General features: G+C 63.9%; 13 protein-coding genes. 5 read left to right on the top strand and 8 right to left on the bottom strand.

Features of this window, described 5'->3' with window-relative positions; genetic code table 11:
* Positions 1-44: 44 nt before the first annotated feature.
* Entirely contained in the window at positions 45-1,406 is a 1,362-nt protein-coding gene (locus JQ586_RS09385) for a prenyltransferase (RefSeq protein ID WP_212394242.1), read from the top strand.
* Positions 1,407-1,453: 47 nt separating this feature from the next.
* Here JQ586_RS09385 and JQ586_RS09380 read toward each other — a convergent pair whose 3' ends face one another.
* The 4 genes from JQ586_RS09380 to JQ586_RS09365 form a co-directional block, all read right to left on the bottom strand.
* The gene (locus tag JQ586_RS09380) at positions 1,454-2,083 is read right to left on the bottom strand and encodes a hypothetical protein (RefSeq protein ID WP_212394241.1); all 630 of its coding nucleotides are present in this window, start codon (positions 2,081-2,083) and stop codon (positions 1,454-1,456) included.
* A 70-nt stretch (positions 2,084-2,153) separates the two neighbouring features.
* The gene (locus JQ586_RS09375; protein WP_212394240.1) at positions 2,154-4,514 is read right to left on the bottom strand and encodes an HAD family hydrolase; all 2,361 of its coding nucleotides are present in this window, start codon (positions 4,512-4,514) and stop codon (positions 2,154-2,156) included.
* Positions 4,515-4,561: 47 nt separating this feature from the next.
* Positions 4,562-5,305 carry a hypothetical protein gene (locus JQ586_RS09370; protein WP_212394239.1) on the bottom strand — a complete coding sequence of 248 codons (744 nt, stop codon included), beginning with the start codon at positions 5,303-5,305 and terminating at the stop codon, positions 4,562-4,564.
* Between the two features lie 14 nt (positions 5,306-5,319).
* Positions 5,320-7,287, bottom strand: coding sequence for a bifunctional 2-polyprenyl-6-hydroxyphenol methylase/3-demethylubiquinol 3-O-methyltransferase UbiG (locus tag JQ586_RS09365; protein ID WP_212394238.1), 1,968 nt, complete (start codon positions 7,285-7,287; stop codon positions 5,320-5,322).
* A gap of 319 nt (positions 7,288-7,606) precedes the next feature.
* Here JQ586_RS09365 and glgX point away from each other — a divergent pair, with 319 nt between their 5' ends.
* From glgX to JQ586_RS41295, 3 genes are all read left to right on the top strand, one after another.
* The gene (gene glgX, locus JQ586_RS09360; RefSeq protein WP_212394237.1) at positions 7,607-9,724 is read left to right on the top strand and encodes a glycogen debranching protein GlgX; all 2,118 of its coding nucleotides are present in this window, start codon (positions 7,607-7,609) and stop codon (positions 9,722-9,724) included.
* A gap of 191 nt (positions 9,725-9,915) precedes the next feature.
* Positions 9,916-11,778, top strand: coding sequence for a sigma-54-dependent Fis family transcriptional regulator (locus JQ586_RS09355; RefSeq protein ID WP_212394236.1), 1,863 nt, complete (start codon positions 9,916-9,918; stop codon positions 11,776-11,778).
* A 48-nt stretch (positions 11,779-11,826) separates the two neighbouring features.
* Positions 11,827-12,249, top strand: a complete 423-nt coding sequence (locus JQ586_RS41295; protein WP_249147435.1) for a VF_A0006 family four-cysteine protein — start codon at positions 11,827-11,829, stop codon at positions 12,247-12,249.
* A 15-nt stretch (positions 12,250-12,264) separates the two neighbouring features.
* On the opposite strand, the gene JQ586_RS09345 is transcribed toward JQ586_RS41295, so the two are convergent.
* From JQ586_RS09345 to JQ586_RS09335, 3 genes are all read right to left on the bottom strand, one after another.
* Positions 12,265-12,819 carry a flavin reductase family protein gene (locus JQ586_RS09345; RefSeq protein WP_212394235.1) on the bottom strand — a complete coding sequence of 185 codons (555 nt, stop codon included), beginning with the start codon at positions 12,817-12,819 and terminating at the stop codon, positions 12,265-12,267.
* Positions 12,820-12,900: 81 nt separating this feature from the next.
* Positions 12,901-14,001, bottom strand: coding sequence for an LLM class flavin-dependent oxidoreductase (locus JQ586_RS09340; protein WP_212394234.1), 1,101 nt, complete (start codon positions 13,999-14,001; stop codon positions 12,901-12,903).
* 297 nt (positions 14,002-14,298) lie between these two features.
* Entirely contained in the window at positions 14,299-16,650 is a 2,352-nt protein-coding gene (locus tag JQ586_RS09335; RefSeq protein WP_212394233.1) for a mechanosensitive ion channel domain-containing protein, read from the bottom strand.
* Between the two features lie 336 nt (positions 16,651-16,986).
* Here JQ586_RS09335 and JQ586_RS09330 point away from each other — a divergent pair, with 336 nt between their 5' ends.
* Positions 16,987-18,717: an ATP-dependent Clp protease adaptor ClpS gene (locus JQ586_RS09330; protein WP_212394232.1), complete on the top strand. Its 1,731-nt coding sequence runs from the start codon at positions 16,987-16,989 to the stop codon at positions 18,715-18,717.
* 30 nt (positions 18,718-18,747) lie between these two features.
* Here JQ586_RS09330 and JQ586_RS09325 read toward each other — a convergent pair whose 3' ends face one another.
* Positions 18,748-20,868: a tetratricopeptide repeat protein gene (locus tag JQ586_RS09325; RefSeq protein ID WP_212394231.1), complete on the bottom strand. Its 2,121-nt coding sequence runs from the start codon at positions 20,866-20,868 to the stop codon at positions 18,748-18,750.
* Between the last annotated feature and the right edge of the window lie 69 nt (positions 20,869-20,937).

Raw genomic sequence — 20,937 nt, 5'->3', positions numbered from 1 at the left:
ACGACCACCGTCCGTTCCTGCCCCCACCCACGGAGAAGTCGATCATGTCGAATGGTCCCAGCGCGGTGCTCTCTTCCAATGAGATCGGCGCGATTGTGCGTGATGCCGTTGCGGAAGGACAGGCGGGCCGCAAGCAGGCGGCATCGCAGACAATCCAGCCCTTGCGAAAGGCCCAGCGCCACCAACCTGGAGCCGCGATGGCATTGTTGTGGATTATCGACCAACGAGGCCTCGCAAGGGAGGAAGCGGCAGACGTTCTTTCAGAGATAGCAGACGCCCATAATGACGATGTGGTAGTCCTCTCGGCGCTTGGCCTGTGCCTCGAAGCCGTCCGCGACATCGATGATCTGAACGCGCCACCGCCCGGACAATCAATATTCCAGACGATGGTCGAGAAGCTGGAGCGCCTGGGCAAGGTCCACGAGAGGCAGGCCGAACAGGAGCGGATCCTCCGCGGGCTCGCCACGTCGGCGCGAATGATGGCGCGCCAGAAGGACACGATTGCCGAGAGCAGCCTCCGGAAACTGACCGAAATTGATCCGCAAAACAGCGCGCACTACTACAATCTGGGCCTCTTCTACAAGACACGGGGCAGATTCGCGGAAGGCGTGGTGGCAAACCGGGCGGCTGCAAGCCTGCACCAAGAAATTGTCGAAAGCACCGAGTGGAATCTCGGAATCTGCGCCACGGGCGCCAGAGACGCTGCGACGGCTCTGGATGTGTGGAAGCGCATGGGCCAGAAAATCGAGCTTGGACGCTTCGGGCTGCCGGAAGGCAGATATTCGACCTGCAAGGTGAGGCTCGCCGAACGGCCTCTCGCGGAGCGTACCGCAGACCTTGACGATCCAGGCCAGGAGGAAACGATATGGATCGAACGGCTGAGTCCGTGCCATGGCATCATCCGCAGCGTGCTGTACGGCAATCTCGGCGTCGACTATGGCGATGTCATCCTGATGGACGGCGCCCCGATTACGCATCACACCTATGGAGAGCAGCAGGTCCCGGTCTTTCCCCATCTGGCAACGCTTCTGCGGCGGAACTACCAGTTCTTCGATTTCGCGGGCACGCAGGAGACCGCACGGCAATTGGCCGACCTGAGCGAAGAATTGGATGGCGACGCCGTCATCTATTCGCACTCCGAGAGCTTCAAGCTCATGTGCGCAAATTGTTGGCGCAACCCCGATATCGATCACGCTGATCACGAGGCAATGGAAAAGCACGTCGTCACCGGACGCATTGCCGCACCGTCCGACTTTGCGCCTGCACGGCTTCTGGAGCTGATCGACAAAGCCATCGAGAAGCGCGGAAACTGCCAGCTCTATGCACCCGATCTTTGCGCAGCGGCGGGAGCGTCGGTGCGCGAGCGGATCGACCGACGCCGGTTTGCGCTGCTGAGGGACAACTAGCGACACCACCTCGCATAAACTTAAGTGTTAAGAACTGGATGGCGCCATTAGTCCGCCTCCGTCTCGTACTTGATCCTCGATTTTCCGATTGTCGCTTTGCCAGCCCGATCGAAACTGACAACGACCTTGCGTGTGGCCGTGATCGTGTGGCCTGCTCCGTCGATCATGGTAACAATGGTCACGACGAGCGAGCCGTCCTTCTTCCATTCCTCCGCTTCCTGCCAGTTCATGTTGGCGAAATGCGGGAATTTATGGCCGTGCTTGAGCCGCTCCGGGATGTTCGCCTCGGGCAGGTCAGGCAGATCGATCTTTCGAAACCTGTCGCCGGTTCGGAAATAGACGTCCACTCCTTGAATCGGATGACCCAACCTTGTCATCAATGCGAACCGGTTCGAATCGGGTGCCCAGAGCACATGCCAGCCAGTCTGGCTCGAATCGTCCTCAGCAATCCGCTGCAGTTTTTTACGGGATTTCTGATCGATCAGGTCAATGGTGTTCAGGTCCTCGCTATGGGTCGAGAGAAAGGCAAATTTCCCGTCCTTTGACGGCCAATCGATGCTTCCTTTCGTATCGCCCGCGGAGGAACCTGGAGAGGCGACCGGCTCCTCCGCCCACACCGTCGTCATGGGCGCGACCAGGCCGACCAGGCAAAGCAGCAGCCGGATCACCTTCTGCATGTGCGTCGCTCCGGTCAATTGGCCTCGTCATGCTGCGATCGTAGCCGCCTGGCCGTCGGGGGCCGGCAATTCATGCGGCCTGTGCCCGCAAAACCAATGGGCGAAAGACGATGTGATAGTAATGCGGCATCGAGGCCTGCTGCAAATCAACGGGCCGGATCGTCGCGACGCTTGCCTGCGACTGGCAACGATAGATCTCTCCTTCCCGATTGATTCCGTCCAGATCGAGCGAACCCGACGCGTCACGACGCACGCGTCCGTCGCGGCTCAACAATTCGATCTTGTCGATTTGCAGCCATTCGTAGTGCTCGCCGAGGAACATCTTCACTGTGACGCCGCTCGCATAGGGCAGCGTCACCGAGAAATAACCATCGTGGGTATGCGGCACCCTCAGCGAGAACGCCTTCGATTCCTGCTCCCGTCCCAGCCAGATTTTCAGTGGCGAGAAGCGCACGTTCATGTCTTCCGGAGCCAGATCCAGCTGGAAGGCCCGCTGCATCAGGCCGCTGAATGCGGCGTCAAGCCCGAGGCCGCGCGCCTCATAGGTCCCGAGCCGATGCGGCGACGGCACGCCCCGCGCATGCTTCAAGCCGGTCTTCAAATCATAGATCGTCTTTCGGCGGTCCGGCGTCCCCATATCCTTGTCGTGCTGGAAGTTCCTGAAATAGTCCAACTCCGCCTCGACCGGCATGTAGACATGTCGAAACAGCGCGGCATGGGCAGCCCGCTGCAAAATTGAATAATCGTGCGTCACGCCGGACTTGGCAAAGAAGGTCTTCGCATCGTGGATGAAGCGCAGGCACTCGGCCTGGATGTCGGTGACCTTCTGGTACTGCTCGTCACTCAGCCTGATCTCCTCGAGAACCGGCTCTCCCTCCAGATCGTAGTCCTTGACCGCTCCTTCCCTGAAGGTGCAGCTCTGCTCGAACAGGCTGTGATCGCACCAGGACGTTGTAATCAGCGACTTGCTGTTCGACGGACGGTCGGGCTCGTCAGAGGCGAGTACGTAGCGGCCCAATATGTCGACGTTCAATTCCTCGCTGAAGGTTCGGGTCAGATAATCCTGCGTTACACCGGTGTAGCCCGTATCCGCCAGGATGATAGTATCGCCCTGCTCCAGCTCCATCTCCTTCAGCATGTAGCGCTTCAGGCGGTCTCGATAGGCGGACGAGTTCTTGAATATCAGTCCCAGAATATCCTTGTCGTGCAGCAGCTGATGAAAGGTCGCCTGCGGGTCGGCCGACTGATGGGCGATCTGTAGCAACACCTCGGTCAGCTCGCGCGGAAGCAGGAGCTGCTCGGCAACGACATGGAAATTGTAGTGCTCGGGCCTGATTCCGCTGATGTAATGGTCGACATCGGCGCGCGTCCTGAAGGAAGCCGCGACCGCGATGAGCTTGCGGAGCCGGACCAAATTGCCGACGGGCTTGCGCGCATAGGCTTCGCACGCACGCGAGAGAAGGTACCCGTCGCGCAACAGGAAGAAGACCTTTACCCGCTTGCCCTGCCGTTGCAGTTGCTCCACCTCGTCCATGAGAAAGCGGGCATAGGCGTACAGAACCGGACCAAACGACATGTAGCCGATCATCGTCTCCGGCGCGTACGGCTGCAGTTCCGCCACCGAAAAGACCGGCCGGAACGGACTGTAACGCGGCAGAGCCGGAGTTTCCTGCGCGGCCTGGCCGAGCACGGCGAGGGAAGTTGCCGCATGCTGCAAGCGCAGAAAATCCGCAACCTCCCGGTCGAACTGGAGGAAATGCAGCGCGCGCATGCCCAGCTTGCGCGGCGCCAGCGCATCAGCGGCTTCATTGTCGCCGATATGGAGGATTTGCGATGCGGGCACATCGCACTCCTTGATGACGATCGGAAAAAGCGCGTCGCTTTTCGCCGTTCCATAATCGACGGAGCAATAAATCTTGCTGATTGCCTGCATTGCGTCTGCGGGCAGATTCCGCGTCAGAAGGCGCCTCAGCTCGCCCTCGCGCAGATACATGTCACTCACGATGATGATTTTGATGCCGCGGGCGTGCGCCTGCCTGATCAGCTCCACACACGGAAAGAACGCGAAGCAAATATTCGCTTCGGTCTCGACCTCAGCTTCGGCCAGTTGCGCCTGTGTTTCGGCGGAAAGCGACGAAAACGAGCGATAGATGTCGCCGATATCGATCTGCCTGGATCCTGTCTCCAGGAGCTTTGCCCGATAGGCGCGCGCGGCGGCACTCATGCGCTGTTGAGGTGTGATCCCCAGGCTGCTCACGGCAGGATGGGCAGACAGCGCGGCGAACACGTCCCTCGGCGTCGCCGTCTTGCGCCACAACAATGTATCGAAGCAGTCGAGCGAAAGCACCTTGATCGAGTCGCCGTAGTCATCGAGCACATGGGGGAGATCGCTGGCCGCGACTTGCGTCTTCTGCGAGTTCAGGTTGGACAAAGAGCCGTGCATCACTCCCCCATAAAGCCGCTCAGGATCGACGATCCCTAGGATTGATAGTCATTGCCCTTGATATAGAGCGTCAGCGCAAGCGTATCGCGCACCTGTTCATGCTCGCCGAGTTGCTTCACACTGTGCCAGCTCTCGTCGGTTCGCACGAATGCGTAGGCCGAATTCGGCTGGAATAGATTCGTTTTCAGCAACTGGAAGCCTCCCGGCTTCTTCAAATGGAATGAGGTGCCCAGATGAATTTGGGATCGGTCCTTGGGAAGGTAGAATTGCAATGTCGCGATCTTGTAGGGCGCATCCGGATGCACACCGATGAAATATCCGGGATAGTCGCGGTAAAAGATCGGAACCAGCGCCATTTCGGGGATGTTTTTCCCAAACTGTAGCCGAATGCGGCTCGCGAATTTTCCTACAATGGAATCCACCAGCCGATCCGACGTCATCACGCTGCGCATGTCGCTCCAGAAGGGGCGATCTTCCGGCTTCATCCGCTGAATGGTCTTTTCCGTGAGATCCAGCAGCTTCCGCGTTCTGCGCCCATCCGGAAGCATTGCATCAGGATGATCGATGAACTGAAAGACGTCATCTCCCGGCAGACGCCGCGAGACCTCGCGGTAGACGTCGGGATCGAACACGTCCTCCATGTACAGATTTTCGGAGGGCAACGGATCGATATCGGCCTGCTGGATCTTGCCGACCAGTCGCTCCAGTATATGCTGCATGGTAATCCCCCTTACGTGGCAACTCCCGAGAGTGCGACGCTCCATGGTGTCAGCGGACATCCGGCGGCGCTATCTTATCGGCGGCTTGCCTGATGAAGCTGATTGCGGAGCCATGCGTTCTCCTGCTCTAGCGCCTGGTTCCACGCCAACAATCCGAAGCGCTTCGAGTTCACCCGGGACCAGAACGCGCTCGGCGCGCGCCGCCGCAGCGGAAGGACGGCGATGGCGATCGCGCACTGGCTGCCCATATCCATGACTTCGCCGAGCTCGGCGAGGCCGAAAGGAATGGGCGATTCGCTCGAGCCCGCAAAATCGCCCGGATCGCTGCGCGCGGCTTCGAGCGCGGTGTCGAAGCCTATCTGGAAGAATGACAACGCTTTAGCTTCGTCCTCGAATGTCAGCGCGATCCGGGCTGCATGAAAGGCCGCCGCAATGGTCTTGGTGGTCAGGATGGGGGAAAAGGATCGCCAGTCCAGCCGGGCCGCCAATGAAAACCATTTGAGCGCGTCGTCCAGCGCGCCGGATAGTTCCGACAGACAGCCTGCGAGAAAGGCCAACGAGATGCGCCAACGCTGCACATGAGGGTTCGTGGTGTCTTCGGCGCTTCGACAATAGCTCTCTATCCTGCGAACCAGCTCGCCCGCCTCTTTTGCCTGGCGACGTTCGAGAATGCGGTAGCCCGTGACGCAAAGCGCGGCGCCCTGATCTGCAGATCCCGGGCGGGCATTTTCGGCAACCCAGTGGGCGAGCCGGCCCAGCACCGCGTTGTCGCTGAAGCGCTCACCGACCTGGACCAAGGTCCGGTACAGCCATGGATTGTCGTAGTGTGAGCCGAAATCGACGACCACCGCTCCGCTCGCGGACAGGGCGTCGGCAAACGCGGGGTGGCGGTATGAAGCGCGCAGCTCCTCGGCCCTCGCAAAGGGATTGGCCGATGCCACGACCAATATCCATTCTCCTTCGACACCGCTTTCGAAGGGGACGCGCCGCAGCTGACGCGGAGTCTGCGGCCATTTGAAGCCGCCGGGCGCTGTCTGCACATAGCGGGATTCAAGAACGAAGTCCTCGGCCAGACCTTCACACAACTTGCTCCAGTCGAAGACATGGTAGTGGTAGGGGTTGGGGTCGTTTCCGGTATCGTCCATCCACCTGTCCGGAACGCTCGCAACCAGCCGCCCGTCGGGCTTCAACACCCTCGCGAATTCCTTTGCTACGGCTTTCCAGTTCTCGACATGTTCGATCGTCTCCATCGAAACGATGAAGTCGACGGAGGCGTCGGGGATATGGGCGAGGGCGGACGCGTCTCCGGCCTCGAAACGGACGTTTTGCTCGCCGTAATTCGCGTTGGCGTAGGCCACCGTATCTGCATCGACATCCACGCCGATGACCTTCGAGGCTTGTGTCGTCGCGGCGATCACCGCGGAGCCGTAGCCGAGCCCGCACGCGCAATCGAGAACGACGTCACCAGGTCGGACCAGCGAGGCAGCAAGTGCATAGCGGACGACATGGGCATCGGCGCGCGAGCCGCTCTCGCGCAGCATGTCCATGTGGAGATTGCGCTCTCTCAGCAGATCTTCGACGGGCCACCCGGCAGCGGCCTGCGCCGGGACGCGCTGGTAGATGGAATGCAGCGGGAGCATGTCGTCGCGCATTCCCTCGTAGTCCGACATAGCGAGTGAGGCCGGGTGGCGTCGCCACCCCCGAGCGAACAGTTGGTTCTCGAGCGGTCTGCGGACCCCGGAAAAGCCGGGACCTATCAGGAAGAGGTTCTGGAGATGATCGAGGCTTGCGAGGGTATCGATCAGGAGGAGCGCATCCTTCTCGGCGGCGACCTCGACGACAGCAATCGGTTTGTGCGGAACAGGTACCTCGGCCCGGGATGAAATCCAGCGGGAGTTTTCGAATGAGTGCTGACCGACCGCATAGGCATCGCACCCCAGAAGGAGCAATTCCTGAAGCAGACTCGAATCACGGGCATTCCACTGCACGATTTGGCACGGGCCAAAGACGCGCGTGATTGCAGCGGCGGTTTCAATCGACATCTGACCCGGACCGGCGAGGGCTTGACAGGGTTAATCGTCATTTAAACGTCCCCACCTTGAGAATCAGGCGAATTAATCAAGCAGGTATCTCGACATGAGTCCGGATTTCCGCGGCACGATGTGTCCGAGTCCTGCTCTTCGTTCCGCCCTCTCCTCTCGCGGAGGGCGCAGGGAATGCCGGGTGCCAGTTGCACAGGGTCCGGGGCAACAAAAAGCACCGGGGTAGGCGTGGCTACCGGCGCTAGGCATGCAACGTTTCCCGCGCGGCGGCGTTTCTTGCAGGTTGCATTGACGGCTGTTGTTCGGCTTGGGGGTTGCGATGACCGATTTCGTCGTTGAGGAAGGCCTGCCCTATCCGCTCGGTGCCCATTGGAGCGGCAACGGCACCAATTTTGCGGTGTTCTCGGCCAACGCCACCAGGGTCGAGGTCTGCCTGTTCGACGGCGCGCGCGAGACCCACCGCTTCGAGCTGCCGGAATATACCGACCAGGTGTTTCACGGCTTCATCAACGGCGTCCAGCCGGGCACCTTCTATGGCTATCGCGTTTACGGCCCCTATCAGCCGGACGGCGGCCACCGGTTCAATCCGAACAAGCTCCTGCTCGACCCCTACGCCTGCGCCCATGCCGGCGCGCTGACCTGGAATCCGGCGGTGTTCGGCTACAAGATGGAGACGGGCGACGACCTCACCTTCGACGAGCGCGACAGCGCGCCCTTCATGCCGAAATGCGTGGTGGTCGACCCAAATTTCGACTGGGTGCAGGAAGCGCAGCGGCAGAACGTGCATTGGGACGAGACCGTCGTCTATGAGACCCACGTCAAGGGTTTTACCAGGCAGCACCCCGGCATCCCCGAAACCCTGCGCGGCACCTATGCCGGCTTCGGATCGAACGCCGCGATCGACTACCTGAAGGCGCTCGGCATCACCTCGGTCGAGCTGCTGCCGGTGCATTCATTCGTCAACGACAGCAATCTCCTGGACAAGGATCTCGTCAACTATTGGGGCTACAACACGATCGGCTTCTTCGCGCCGGATCCGCGCTATGCTGCCGACGTCCCCAACAGCCTGCGCGAATTCAAGGAGATGGTGTCGTGGCTGCACGGGGCCGGGCTCGAGGTCATTCTGGATGTCGTCTACAACCACACCGCCGAGGGCAATGAGCGCGGCCCGACGCTGTCGTTCAAGGGCATCGACAATGCGAGCTACTACCGGCTGCTGCCCGACAAGCGGCGCTACTACATCAACGACACCGGCACCGGAAACACCGTCAATCTGTCGCATCCGCGGGTGATCCAGATGGTGATGGACAGCCTGCGCTACTGGGCCGGCCACATGCATGTCGACGGCTTCCGCTTCGACCTCGGCACCATCCTGGCGCGCGAGGTCTATGGCTTCGATGAACAGAGCGGCTTCCTGAAGGCGATGAACCAGGACCCGCTGCTATCAGACGTCAAGCTGATCGCGGAGCCCTGGGACTGCGGTCCTGGCGGCTACCAGGTCGGCGGCTTTCCCGCCGGTTGGGCCGAGTGGAACGACAAGTTCCGCAACACGCTACGGGATTTCTGGCGCGGCGAGGCGCCGCCTTCCGCACTGGCGCCGCGGCTGCTCGGCTCGCACGATGTGTTCAACCGCGAGGGCCGCCGTACCTGGGCCAGCGTCAACTTCATCACCGCGCATGATGGCTTCACGCTGAACGACTGGGCGAGCTACAACACCAAGCACAACGAGGCCAACGGCGAGAACAACAATGACGGCTCGTCCGACAATCACTCCTGGAATTGCGGCGCCGAGGGCCCGACCGACAATCCCGGCATCATCGCGTTGCGCGAACGCCAGAAGCGCAACATGCTGGCGACGCTGTTGGCCTCGCAGGGCACGCCGATGCTGCTCGGCGGCGACGAGTTCGGCCGCACTCAGCGCGGCAACAACAATGCCTATTGCCAGGATAACGACATCTCCTGGTTCGACTGGAACCTCGGCGCCGATGCCGAGAAGCTGCTCGCCTTCACGAAGCGGATGATCAAGCTCAGGCGCGACTATCCGATCCTGCGCCGCAGTCGCTTCCTCTCCGGCGACCGCGATGCGCAGCTCGACATCCGCGACGTGGTCTGGATCAACGCGTCGGGCGCGGAGATGACGCCGGCCGACTGGACCACCGGCTGGATCAAATGCTTCGGCGCCCTGCTCGATGGCCGCGCGCGCAAGACCGCGATCGCGCGCACCGGCGAGGACGACACCGTGCTGATGGTGCTGAACGCCTTTGAGGGCGAGGTCGATTTCAAGCTGCCGCTGACGTCGGCCGGCCCGCGCTGGTCGCGGCTGCTCGATACGGATGTGCCGGAGGAGCCGGCGGGCGGGCATTTCGAGTTCGGCAGCACGTACAAGGTAACGGGACGCTCGCTGCTGCTGTTCACAGCCGGCGAGCCCAAATCATGATGGGCTGGGTCGAACGTCAGCCACCCGTCGACCCCGCTCCCCTCTCCCGCTTGCGGGGGAAGTGGAACGAGTTTGCGGTCCGTATACACCTCCTCCTCCCCCAAACGTCCTCCTCCCCGATCCTGCCAGCCAATTGACATTCGCTCGCCGGATGCCAGACTTCGGCAAAAATACAGGGTGGAGACTTCTGGATGGCCAATCTCGCGGCCTCTAATCATGTCGCCCGTGTTTTGTCGGCGGCCAACCATCTGGCCGGCGTCGACACCGAGTCGCGGATCGCGACCTCCTGGCGGCGATGCCTGGTCAATCACAAGCTCGATCCCGCCCGGCGCGGCCCGCCGCAGACGCTGACGGAGGCCGAGGTCCGGCATGTCGCCGAGCCGATGGAGGAACTGATCCGGGTCGCGCTCCCGGAACTGGAGGACCTCGCGCTGGTGCTGCGCGACGCCGGCTATTGCGTCAATCTCGCCGATCCCAACGCCACCATGCTGGTGAGCCGCCTGCCCGAGGGCGACTATGCGCGGATGTTCCTGGAGTGGAAGATCTACACCGGCTCGAACTTCGCCGAGACCTTCGAGGGCACCAACGGGCTCGGCACTGCGTTGGCCGAGCAGCGGCCGATCCTCGTGCACGGCGACGAGCATTTCCGCGAGCAGTGGAGCATGTTCACCTGCGCGGTGTCGCCGCTGTTCGATCACACCGGCCAGCTCGCCGGCGCCGTCAACATCTCCTCATGCCGCAGCGATCTCGGCCGCGGCGCGCATGAGCTCGCGCTCGCCGTCACTACGCAGGCGACGCGGCGGATCGAGCACGCCTTCTTCCGCCGCCATTACCGCGCCTCCTGGATCGCAACGCTGCCCGCCAGCGAAAGCGGCGGGCTGATCGCCTATGACGACGACCGCCGGGTGGTCGGCGCCTGCCGCAACGCGCGCAGTGCGCTCGGATTGACCGATGCGATGATATCTGACGGCATCGATCTGTCGCATCTGATCCAGCTCGACGACAGCGCGACGCGCGCGCCGGAGGGGAGCGTCGCGCTGCGCCGTGCCGACGGCACGCCGTGGGGTTCGGGCCGCGTCGCGCCGCCGCTGCGCGCGCGATCGCGATCCGTGCCAGCGCCGGCGCGCGATCAACCGGCCGGACAGTTCAACGGCCTGCACAGGCTGGCCGGTCGCGATCCCGTGCTGGTCAGAGGCGTCAAGCGGCTGATGACGGTCGGCAATCTCGATCTGCCGATCCTGCTGCACGGCGAGACCGGCGCCGGCAAGGACGTGTTTGCGCGCGCCATCCATGCCGCAAGCAACCGCGCCGGCCGCAACTACGTCGCGCTGAACTGTGCGGCGATGCCGGAGAGCCTGATCGATGCCGAACTGTTCGGCTACGAGGCCGGTGCCTTCACCGGCGCACGGCGCGAGGGATCGAAGGGCCTGATCGTGCAGGCGAGCGGCGGCACGCTCTTCCTCGACGAGATCGGCGACATGCCGCTGGCGTTGCAGACAAGGCTGCTGCGCGTTCTGGAGAACCGCGAAGTGTGGCCGCTCGGCGCCTTGAAACCCGTTCCGGTCGACATCCGCCTGATCAGCGCCACCCATCGCGACCTCGCGCGGATGGCCGAGGCGGGCTCCTTCCGCTCCGATCTCTATTATCGGCTGCGCGGCATGGAGATCCGCCTGCCCGCGCTGCGTGAACGCGCCGACAAGACGGATGTCATTGCGCTGATTGCCGATGAAGAAGCCCCGAATTGCCGTATCGCCCCCGGTGCCTGGGCGCAACTCGTCGCCTATCCCTTCCCCGGCAACATGCGCCAGCTCCGCCACGTGCTGCGGCTCGCCGGCTGCACCGCGGAAGGCGGGGTCATCACCGAGGCCGATCTCGATCTGCCGGCGGTGGGCGCGCGGACAGCGCAGGATCAGGCAAGCACCGAGCGTACGGTGATCGTCGACGCGCTACGCGCCCATGGCGGGCGGGTGAGGGACGCCGCGAGGACGCTCAAGCTCAGCCGCGCGACGCTGTATCGCAGGATCAAATTGTTGAAGATCGACCTGGATGGCTAGTGCTGCTATTCATAAGCGAGGCTCACCGCGCGCCAACTGGAGGGGCTTGTGCACGGCACGAACTGCGAACGCCAGACGGTCGCCAGAACGGTTCCTGCCTGGGTCAGATCCGGCATTCTCGATCGGATCGATCCTGCGGGGGTGAAGCAACGGGCGCGCGCGCCGTCAATTCTCCTGAAAGCCGCTGCTGCCGCCGCGGCGCTGCTTTCATTCTCCGGATCGGTCAACGCACAGACCACCATGGATGCGCAGGCTCAATGCACGCTGTCCGCGATGCGTGACACGCGATCCGCCCTGGCCATCCAGTCGATCCGTTCAGCCTGCAATTGGCTCGCGGTCAACGGCAACTCCTTGTTGAACGAATCCAGCAGGGGCTACTATCTGTGTCTGGTGCGGCAGCTGTCGGGTGCGCAGGCCGATGAAGCCGCTTCGGCAATTATCTCGGCATGCCGCACGTCCAATCCGCTATAAGCGCCGGCTCGGACTCTACGAAAACTCGTTCCAGCTGACGCGTCGCGCGTCGAGATCGCCGAGCACGACGGGATCGCGGATGTCGCGCACGCTATGGAAGCCGCTCTTCAGATAGACCAGCGGATCGACCGCTGTCGCGCTGCGCACATGCTGCACCTCGCCGATGAAGACCGAATGGGTCCTGGTCTCGAGCTCCTGGGTCAGCACGCAGTCGAACGCTGCCACCGCATCTTCCAGCACCGGCGCGCCGGTGGCGCCCGTGGTCCAGCGGCCAAAGCCGAAGCGGTCATCGCCGTTGACGCCCTTCTGGCCCGAGAAGGTCAGCGCCAGCAGCGCGTGCTCCTCGTTCAGGAAGTTGATGACGAAATGGCGCTCTTCCAGGATACGGGCGTGGGCGCTGGCGCTGCGGTTGACGCAGACCAGCACCGACGGCGGATTGTCGGACAGCGAGCAGGCCGAAGTCACGGTCAGGCCGGTGCGCTTGCCGGGCTCCGAGCCGACCGTCACCAGCGCGACCGCGCCGGCGCAATGGCGCATCGCCTGCTTGAAACTCTGTGCATCGACGCTCATCCGCAGCCCCTGTGCCGAAATACCTTTCCCCAAGATAAGGGACGCGGGGGGCGAGGCAAGCCCCCGCACCCCGCCCAGCTGTCATGCGGCCTTCTCGAACTCGGCGCCGAGATGCTTGAGCCGCGGCATTACCTCGTTCTTGAGCAAGTCCAGCGAGCGCCGCCAGGCCTCCGGCTTGTGCTTGTAGTCGAAGCCGAACACCAGGAGCACGCCGAAACCACCGACCTCCTGGTAGATCTGCTCGATCTTCTCGGTGACGGTGGCGGGCGAGCCGACGATCCAATTCCGGCGCGCGCAATATTCGACCGTGACGTCGCTGTCCGGTACGTCGGGCGCGTGCTTCAAATAGTCCTTGAAGCCGAAATGGCCGAGCAGCGGCAGGAAATACTCGCTCATCATCCGGCCCATCATGTCGCCGGTCGACAGCTTCCACGCCTCCTGGTCCGTGTCGGCGACGAACACCTCGCGCACCAGCCGCCAGTCCTTGCGGCTCGGCTTGCGGCCGGTCTTGGCGGCGCCGGCTTCCACCGAGTCCCAATGGCTGCCGACATAGGCCGGGTTGAGGTTGAGGCTCATCGGGATGAAGCCGCGCTCGCCGGCGAGCTTCAGCGTGTCCGAGTTCTTCGACAGCCCCGCAACGCCGATCGGCGGATGCGGCGCTTGCTGAGGCTTGATATGCGGCTTCAGGAAATCGAACATCGTGTCCGGTTTGCTCACCGTCCAGAATTTGCCCTTGTGCGTCCATGGCGCCGGGTCGGTCCACAGCTTCAGGATGATCTCCAGCGCCTCGCGCGTCATGTCGCGGTTCTGTCCCGACATGCCGTCGACATTGAACATCGCCCAGTCGCTCGGCAGGCCCGAGGCCGCGACGCCGAAGTTCAGCCGGCCATTCGAGAGGTGATCCAGCATCGCGACGCGGTTGGCGAGCTCGGCCGGGTGATGATACGGCAGCAGGAAGCCGCCGGGCCCGATGCGGATGTTCTTGGTTTGCAGCAGCGCCTGCGCGACCAGGAGATCGGGTGACGGATGCGGCTCCCAGGGCGCGGTATGATGCTCGCCGATCCAGGCCTCCTGGTAGCCGAGCTCATCGAGCCAGCGCAGGGTCTGCAGATCCCAGTCGTGGCCCTCCTTCAAACCGCACTCCGGCGGATGCGAGGGCATGGTGAAATATCCAAGCTCCATGGCGTTTCCTTTCTTCTCGCTGATGGGTTCAGTCGTGCAATGCGTCTTGCCGCGCATTCCACCAACAATTTAGCAAGCGGCGTGCCAGCGGGGGCGAATCGCGGGGAATGGCTGGAAGGGCTGGTTTTCGCGATGCTGCACGCCGATGTGCAGGTACACACGGCGTCAGCCTGTCTCATCGTCGCGAGACGCTGTCGCAACGGTGAGACTGTCATCGCAGTGGATCGAACGCGCCGCGGCGGGACTGCGCTCCGTCGCCCCGTTCTTACGGGGCGAGGTGAAGCGAAGCCTACTGCTCTACCCCGTCGCGCGGCGCGGCATCGCGCTGTCGTCGCGCTCCGGCGGCGCAGGGATCTGCATCAGGATGGTCTGGCCCATCGAAGCGATCTCGATGCCGTTCTCCTGGAAGCGGCGCTTCATGCGGCGGTTGAACTCACGCTGCACCGGCCAGCGGCCGCCATCGGTGCATCGGATCTGGCCGACGATCGTCACGACGGAGCCGTCGACCTTGTCCACGCCCCAGAGCTCAAGATCGCCGCGGATCACCGCGCGGTACTCCGCCTCGCGACGCATCTCGGCGACGATGTCCTTCAGGATCTGGCCGGCCCGGTCGGTGTCCTCCTTGAAGGCGACGTTGACGCTGACCGCCGCGTTGCCGGCGCCACGGCTGGCATTGGTGATGGTCGTCACCGCGCTGAACGGCACGACGTGAACTGCGCCGTCGCCGGCGCGCAGCCTCATGGTGCGGATCGAGACGTTCTCGACCACGCCCGAAAGTCCCGACACGGTGACGGTGTCGCCGACCTGGACGGTATTCTCCAGCAGCAGGAACAGCCCGGTGATGAGGTCCTGCACCAGCTTCTGCGAGCCGAAGCCGATCGCGATGCCGACTATGCCTGCGCCGGCGAGCAGCGGCGCGACGTTGACGCCGATCTCGCTCAGCGCCGTGAGGCCCACGACCGCGACGATCAGGCAAAGCAGTGCGGTGCGCAGCATCGGCTGGAAGGTACGCAGCCGCGCGGCGCGGGCGAAATGCCCCTCGCGCGACAGCGCGTTGATCTGGCGGTCCATCACCGCATTGGCGACCTCCCAGATCACGGCCGCCGCGAGCGCGGCGATGCCGATCGTCACCACCGCCGAGATCAGGCGGCCGCCGATCTGGCCGCCATAGAACCAGACGATGGCATCGACGCCCCAGACCTCGAGCAGCGCGACAAACCCGATCAGGGCGATGACGGCCGCGACGATCCTGCGCAGCAGCGGCAGGTAACGGTTGGCGCGCATCTCGAGCCCCGGGAAGCGCTGCAGCAGATCCGGTGAGATGCGGAAGCCGCGATCGATCAGGCTCAGCACCACCATGGTCACGAGCCGTGTGATCAGCAGCACCGCGATGGTGCCGACGAAATATTGCAGCAGCAGCGAGTAGCCGTTGCGGATGTTGAGCGCCCACACTGCCCACAGCGCGAGGTCGAGCGCGATCGCCAGCACGTGCCAGAGCCCGGCGACGCGGTTGCGGATCCGGGCCGCGAGGCCGATACGGTCGGCAGGCGCGCGGATCGCATCGGCGACCTGGCGGCGGCATTGCAGGATGATCACGACGATGAAGAGATGCACCACCAGCATCACCAGCCGCAGCAGCGCGGCGTAGCCGGCGCGGTGCAGGCCGAGCAGCAGCGCCACATTGGCAAAGCAGATGCCTGACACACCGACGGCGACGATGCGGCGGGCCCAGATCTCGATATAGGCCGCGGTCTCGGCGCGCACCCGGAACAGGCCGAAGGGACTGACGAGCGCGCGCACCGCACAAATCAGCGCACGCGAGAAGGCGTAGGCATTGACCACCGCAAGGATCACGAGCCGCGTGGTCGACTGATCACCGATCTCGGTGCCGAGCAGCGCAGTAGCGATGCCGACGAACACGAGCACGGGCAGTAGTTCGAGCACGAGCCGCCCGAGCACGAAGGGCAACCGGATCAGCGACTGCCAGGCGTGCGCCAGGCTGAGCCTCCGGCGGTGCAGTTCGGGTTCGTGAGTCACATCCGTGACCGACGAGGGCGGATCGGCGCTCGCGAGCACCTGCGCCGGCACCCGCGCGGTCTGTGGCAAATGCTGCTCCAGGAACGCGACCGGCCGCTTGATCAGGCGGAACACCACCCATTCGGCGGCAAGCGCGCAGCCGAACACCAGCGCCAGCTTCCAGGCGATATCGATCATCAGGCCATAAGCGTCCGGATCATTGGCGGTGCGGACGATCCAGTAATAGAAGGCGGGGAAATGCGTCACCGTGCGCGCGACATCGGCGACCTCGTGCGAAATGTCGGTGACCTGCTCCGAAACCATCAGCAGGAGCTGCGCGCCGAGGCTGTCGTCGGCGAGCGGGATCGGAGACGACTGCGGCTCCGGCGCAGGCTGGGCGGCCTTCGGCGAGGCATTGGCGATCGCGCGTAGCGTGTCGATCATCTCGCCGCGCTTCTTGTCGTCCTGCAGCGTCTCGAGCGCACGCTTCGCCTGCTCCGGCGTCAGCACGTCGCTGGTACTGGCTTGGGTGTTGGCTGGCGGCGGCGCCGGCCTGGCGCCGGGCTGCGCGACAGCAGGAGAGATGACCAGCGTGAAGGCGAGAACGATCGCCAAGCGAAGATGGTTCGACACGAGGGCCCCTTCCCAAAATAATTGCGCCACGGCAAATTCTTGGGGGGAATCTGCCCTCGCGCTCGCGTCATGTCGGAAGCGCCCTTTTCGCCCTCATGATGTGTCGGAAGTTTGCCGTCGTGGCGGCGATGTCTTGGCATTTGTCGCTGCACAAAATCGTCACAAGCGTTGCGCGGCGTTTACCGGTCCGGACGGTGCGGCGGTGCCGATCGAGAGGCTCTCACCGACACCATCACACGCCCAGGATGCAGTTGAATATCTTTCGCTTGACGGGTTCCAATTCGTATGATGTTCTGTTTTTGTTCTTGTTGTTTCCAGATGTGTACCGAGGTCTCCATGCACGACGTGTTCGCCGACGACGGCCCCGTTCAACTTTTCATTCATGACGACGATGAAACGCCGCTGGAATTCGTGCAGGACTTGTTGCGCACGGTGTTCGGCAAATCCAAGCAGGAAGCGATCGCCTCCGCGGCCTTGATCGAAGCCAAGGGCGCCATTCCGTGCGGCCCTTATCCGGCTCCCGTCGCACGGGCCTTGTTCAACTCCGCGAAGTGGCTGATCCGTTCCAATGGCCAGCCCTTGATGATCACCACCGAGTCCGCTGACGCCAGCCGGCCCTGCGATCTCTGCGAGGCACCGAAGGCCGTGAGCGAGATTTTTCTGTCGGGCACGACGGCTTCCCTGTGCTGCGATTGCCTGCTTGCCGCACGCCGCAGTTCGGAAGAATTGCCGGGTGACGCGTTCAAGTTTGCTGCCACAGCGCTCGATTGGCATTTTGCCGGAATGCCACGCAACCAGATCCTGACGCGATCGCGGCAATTTCCCGGTCACATGCGCGCAGACGTCCAGATCGCGATCGACAGGCAGCTCGCCAAGCCGATTCACTTCTTCGGCATTCACGAGCAGTATCGCTACGAGACGCTTGATTTCGCGGCGTTGATGAAAGCCGGCCGCTACGCACCGGCGATCGCACCGCCGCAGTACCACGACGTCGATATCGGCGAGGCCGAACCGGTGAAATGCCTCGTCAACGGGTTATGGCTTTGCAGCAGCGACGAGCTGCGCTACGCCGTGCTGCTCACCTTCCATCGCGAGTACAATTACGAATCGTCGCTCAGGATCGAGCTCATGGTACCTGCCGGTGCCGCCGGCAATGCCTTCGTGCAACGGACCTTTGCCGAGCTGGAGACCGCCGTGGATGTGGCGCGGTCGTATCGCGGCAAGATACTGTCGCTGGAAGTCGGCCCGAACTATCGCGGCCGTGCGCGCGGCGTGGCCGTGCATCGCCTGCCGACGGTTGACCGCGACGAGGTGATCCTGCCGGAACGGACGCTGCGGCTGCTCGACGGCAACTTGCTCGACTTCGTCGGAAGCCGCGATCTCTTGCGCAAGCTCGGCCAGTCGACCCGCAAGGGCATCCTGCTCTACGGCCCTCCCGGCACCGGCAAGACCCACACCATCCGCTATCTCGCCACCAACTTGCCCGGCCACACCACGCTGATCATCACCGCCGAGCAGGTCGGTCTGCTCGATGCCTATATGAGCCTCGCGCGCCTGTTGCAGCCGGCGATGGTGGTGATCGAAGACGTCGACCTGATCGCGCGCAGCCGCGAGGACATGGGTGGACCGTGCGAGGAATCGCTGCTCAACAAGCTGCTCAACGAGATGGACGGGCTGAAGGAGGATTGCGATATCCTGTTCGTGCTCACCACCAACCGGCCGGAAGAGCTCGAAAGCGCGCTCGCCGGCCGTCCCGGCCGCATCGACCAGGCAATCGAGGTGCCGCTGCCCGACACGGTCGGGCGTGACAAGCTGATCCGGCTCTATGGCAAGGGCCTGCCGCTCGAGCCGTCTGTCATCGATGAAGCGGTGCAGCGCACCGCCGGCGTCAGCGCCGCCTTCATCAAGGAACTGATGCGCCGCATCGCCCAGACCAGCATCGTGCGCGACGGCGGCGAGACGGTCACGGCGGCCGATATCGACGACGCCCTCAACGAGATGCTGTTCGATGGCGGCCGGCTCAACGTGAAGCTGCTCGGCGGCGCCCAGGGCATGAGCGCGTCGTAACGGGAGCGCGGGGAAGCGCGCTCTCTCCGTTCACCCCCGCGCTGCCGGCGGCAACAGCAGGTCGCGCTCGCCGGCGGCGACACGGGCGAGTTCGGCGGACATTCGCTCCAGCACGCGGTCCCAGGCCTGGGGCTTGTGCTGGCGGAACAGTCGCATGGTCGGATACCAGGGCGTGTCCTCGCGGTCGCGTAGCCAGCGCCAGTCGAGCGCATAGGGACAGAGCATCCAGACCGGACGACCGAGCGCGCCGGCCACATGCGCCACCGCGGTGTCGACGGCGATGACGAGGTCAAGCGCCGAGACCGCAGCGGCCGTATCGGCGAAATCGCCGAGCGCCGGCGCCAGGTCGACGACGGCGCCGCCAAGGCGCCGCAGCACCGGGTCATCCTCCCGCCGCGGCTCCTTCTGCAGGCTGTAGAGCTGCACGCCTGGTACGATGAGCTGCGGCAGCACCGCCTCGGCCTGCAATGAGCGCTGGCTGTCGCCCTTGTGCCGGGGATTGCCGGCCCAGACCACGCCGACCTTGAGCGCGGTGACCGCCTCAAGCGCCCGGCGCCACCGGGCAAGCTTCACCGGGTCGGCATGCAGGTAGGGAACGGATGCGGGGATCGTATCGACCGTGGTGCGGAAAATCCTCGGCAGGCTCATCAGCGGCAGCTGCAGATCGAACGGCGGCAGCGTCTCGCCGCGCGCAAGCACGGCGATATCGGGCAGCATCGCCCTTATCAGCGTGGCGACGGCGGGCTGCACCTGCAGCACGACCCGGCCGCCGCCCCTCGCGATCACCATTGGCACGTAGCGGACGAAGTTCAGGACGTCGCCGAGCCCGTACTCGGCGAACAGCAGCAGCGTGCGGCCCGCGAGCGGCTCGCCCTGCCATTCCGGCTCGCTGAACACGGGGTCGCCGTCAACGAGCTTCTTGCACTTGCGGCGCCACTGATACTCCTCGAAGCCGGCCTCGAACTCGCCGTTCATCAACAGGAAGTGCGCATGATTGTAATGTGCCAGCGGCTGCTCGGGATCGAGTGCGATGGCGCGGCGCGAGACCGCGATGGCCTCGTCGATCTCGCCCGCATTGCGCAGCGCGACGGCGAGATTGGCGTGACCCTTGGCGTAGTCGGGGTCGATGGCGACGGCGCGCCGATGCGCCGCAACCGCCGCCTCGACCTGGTTCTGCGCCTCGAAGACAATCCCGAGATTGGTGTGTGCGGGCGCATAGTCGGGTTTGACCGCCAGCGCCAGCTCGCAACAGCCGATCGCCTCGTCATGTTGTCCAAGCTCGAACAGGCAGGCGCCGAGATTGCTGAGGATGACGTGATCGGATGGATCGCGGGCCGAGACCTGACGGTAGAGGCGCACGGCCTCCTCGCGGTGACCGGCCTCGTGCAGCACCAGCGCGAGCAGGCGCGGCGCCGCGTCATTGTCGGGATCTAGCTTGATGGTACGGCGGAAGCAGCGGATCGCGTCCTCCAGCCGGTCCTGACGATAGAGCGCCGCGCCGAGCGCGCAATGCAGCCCGGCATGATCGGGTTCCGCGTCGAGCCCGCGCCGATACGCCGTCACGGCGGCGTCGAACCTCTTCTGATCGAACAGCGCATTGCCGAGATTGAGCCAGACGCCGCGATAGACCGGATCGCGCGCGATCACCTCGCGATAGGCCGCTTCCGCCTCCACCAGCCGATCCTGACCGGCCAGTGCCACGGCGAGGTTGAATCGTGCCCGGATCATGCCGCCGTCGAGCGCGATCGCGCGGCGGAAGGCCGCCTCGGCCTCGTCAAAGCGCGACGCGTCGCACAGGGCAACGCCGAGCTTGACGTGCAGGCCGGCATCCTGCGGCCGCAACGTCACGCCGCGGCGGAACGCCTCCACGGCGCCGTCGCGCTCACCCTTCACGACCAGCGCATCGCCGAGCGTGGCGAAGGCCGGCCCGTGCTGCGGATCGAGGCGGAACACCCGGTTCAGCAGCACCGCGCCCTCGGCGGCGCGATCGGTGACGAAGGCAATCACGGCGGACAGATGCAGCGCGGCAATGTGGTCGGGATGGGCCTTGAGGATATCGCCGCACAGCGCGTCGGCCTCTCTGGCCCGGCCCGCACCATAGTGCTCGACCGCATCCAGCATCATCCGGTCAACCGCCGTACCGACAACCATACCGCCCCCATCAATTACAACCCCGATGGCGGTTAAACGGGCGGCGGCGCCAATTCCGGCACCGAATTT

The organism is Bradyrhizobium jicamae (assembly GCF_018130215.1).
GTDB lineage: Bacteria > Pseudomonadota > Alphaproteobacteria > Rhizobiales > Xanthobacteraceae > Bradyrhizobium > Bradyrhizobium jicamae_A.
Note: the sequence above shows the minus strand (reverse complement) of the source record. Positions and strands in the feature narration are given on the sequence as shown.

Excerpts from the sequence above, each read along its gene's own strand:
- JQ586_RS09355 (WP_212394236.1), top strand. The coding sequence starts at position 9,916 with ATGGCCAATCTCGCGGCCTCTAATCATGTCGCCCGTGTTTTGTCGGCG.
- glgX (WP_212394237.1), top strand. The coding sequence starts at position 7,607 with ATGACCGATTTCGTCGTTGAGGAAGGCCTGCCCTATCCGCTCGGTGCC.
- JQ586_RS09365 (WP_212394238.1), bottom strand. The coding sequence starts at position 7,287 with ATGTCGATTGAAACCGCCGCTGCAATCACGCGCGTCTTTGGCCCGTGC.
- JQ586_RS09370 (WP_212394239.1), bottom strand. The coding sequence starts at position 5,305 with ATGTCCGCTGACACCATGGAGCGTCGCACTCTCGGGAGTTGCCACGTA.
- JQ586_RS09330 (WP_212394232.1), top strand. The coding sequence starts at position 16,987 with ATGCACGACGTGTTCGCCGACGACGGCCCCGTTCAACTTTTCATTCAT.
- JQ586_RS09325 (WP_212394231.1), bottom strand. The coding sequence starts at position 20,868 with ATGGTTGTCGGTACGGCGGTTGACCGGATGATGCTGGATGCGGTCGAG.
- JQ586_RS09380 (WP_212394241.1), bottom strand. The coding sequence starts at position 2,083 with ATGCAGAAGGTGATCCGGCTGCTGCTTTGCCTGGTCGGCCTGGTCGCG.
- JQ586_RS09385 (WP_212394242.1), top strand. The coding sequence starts at position 45 with ATGTCGAATGGTCCCAGCGCGGTGCTCTCTTCCAATGAGATCGGCGCG.
- JQ586_RS09340 (WP_212394234.1), bottom strand. The coding sequence starts at position 14,001 with ATGGAGCTTGGATATTTCACCATGCCCTCGCATCCGCCGGAGTGCGGT.
- JQ586_RS09345 (WP_212394235.1), bottom strand. The coding sequence starts at position 12,819 with ATGAGCGTCGATGCACAGAGTTTCAAGCAGGCGATGCGCCATTGCGCC.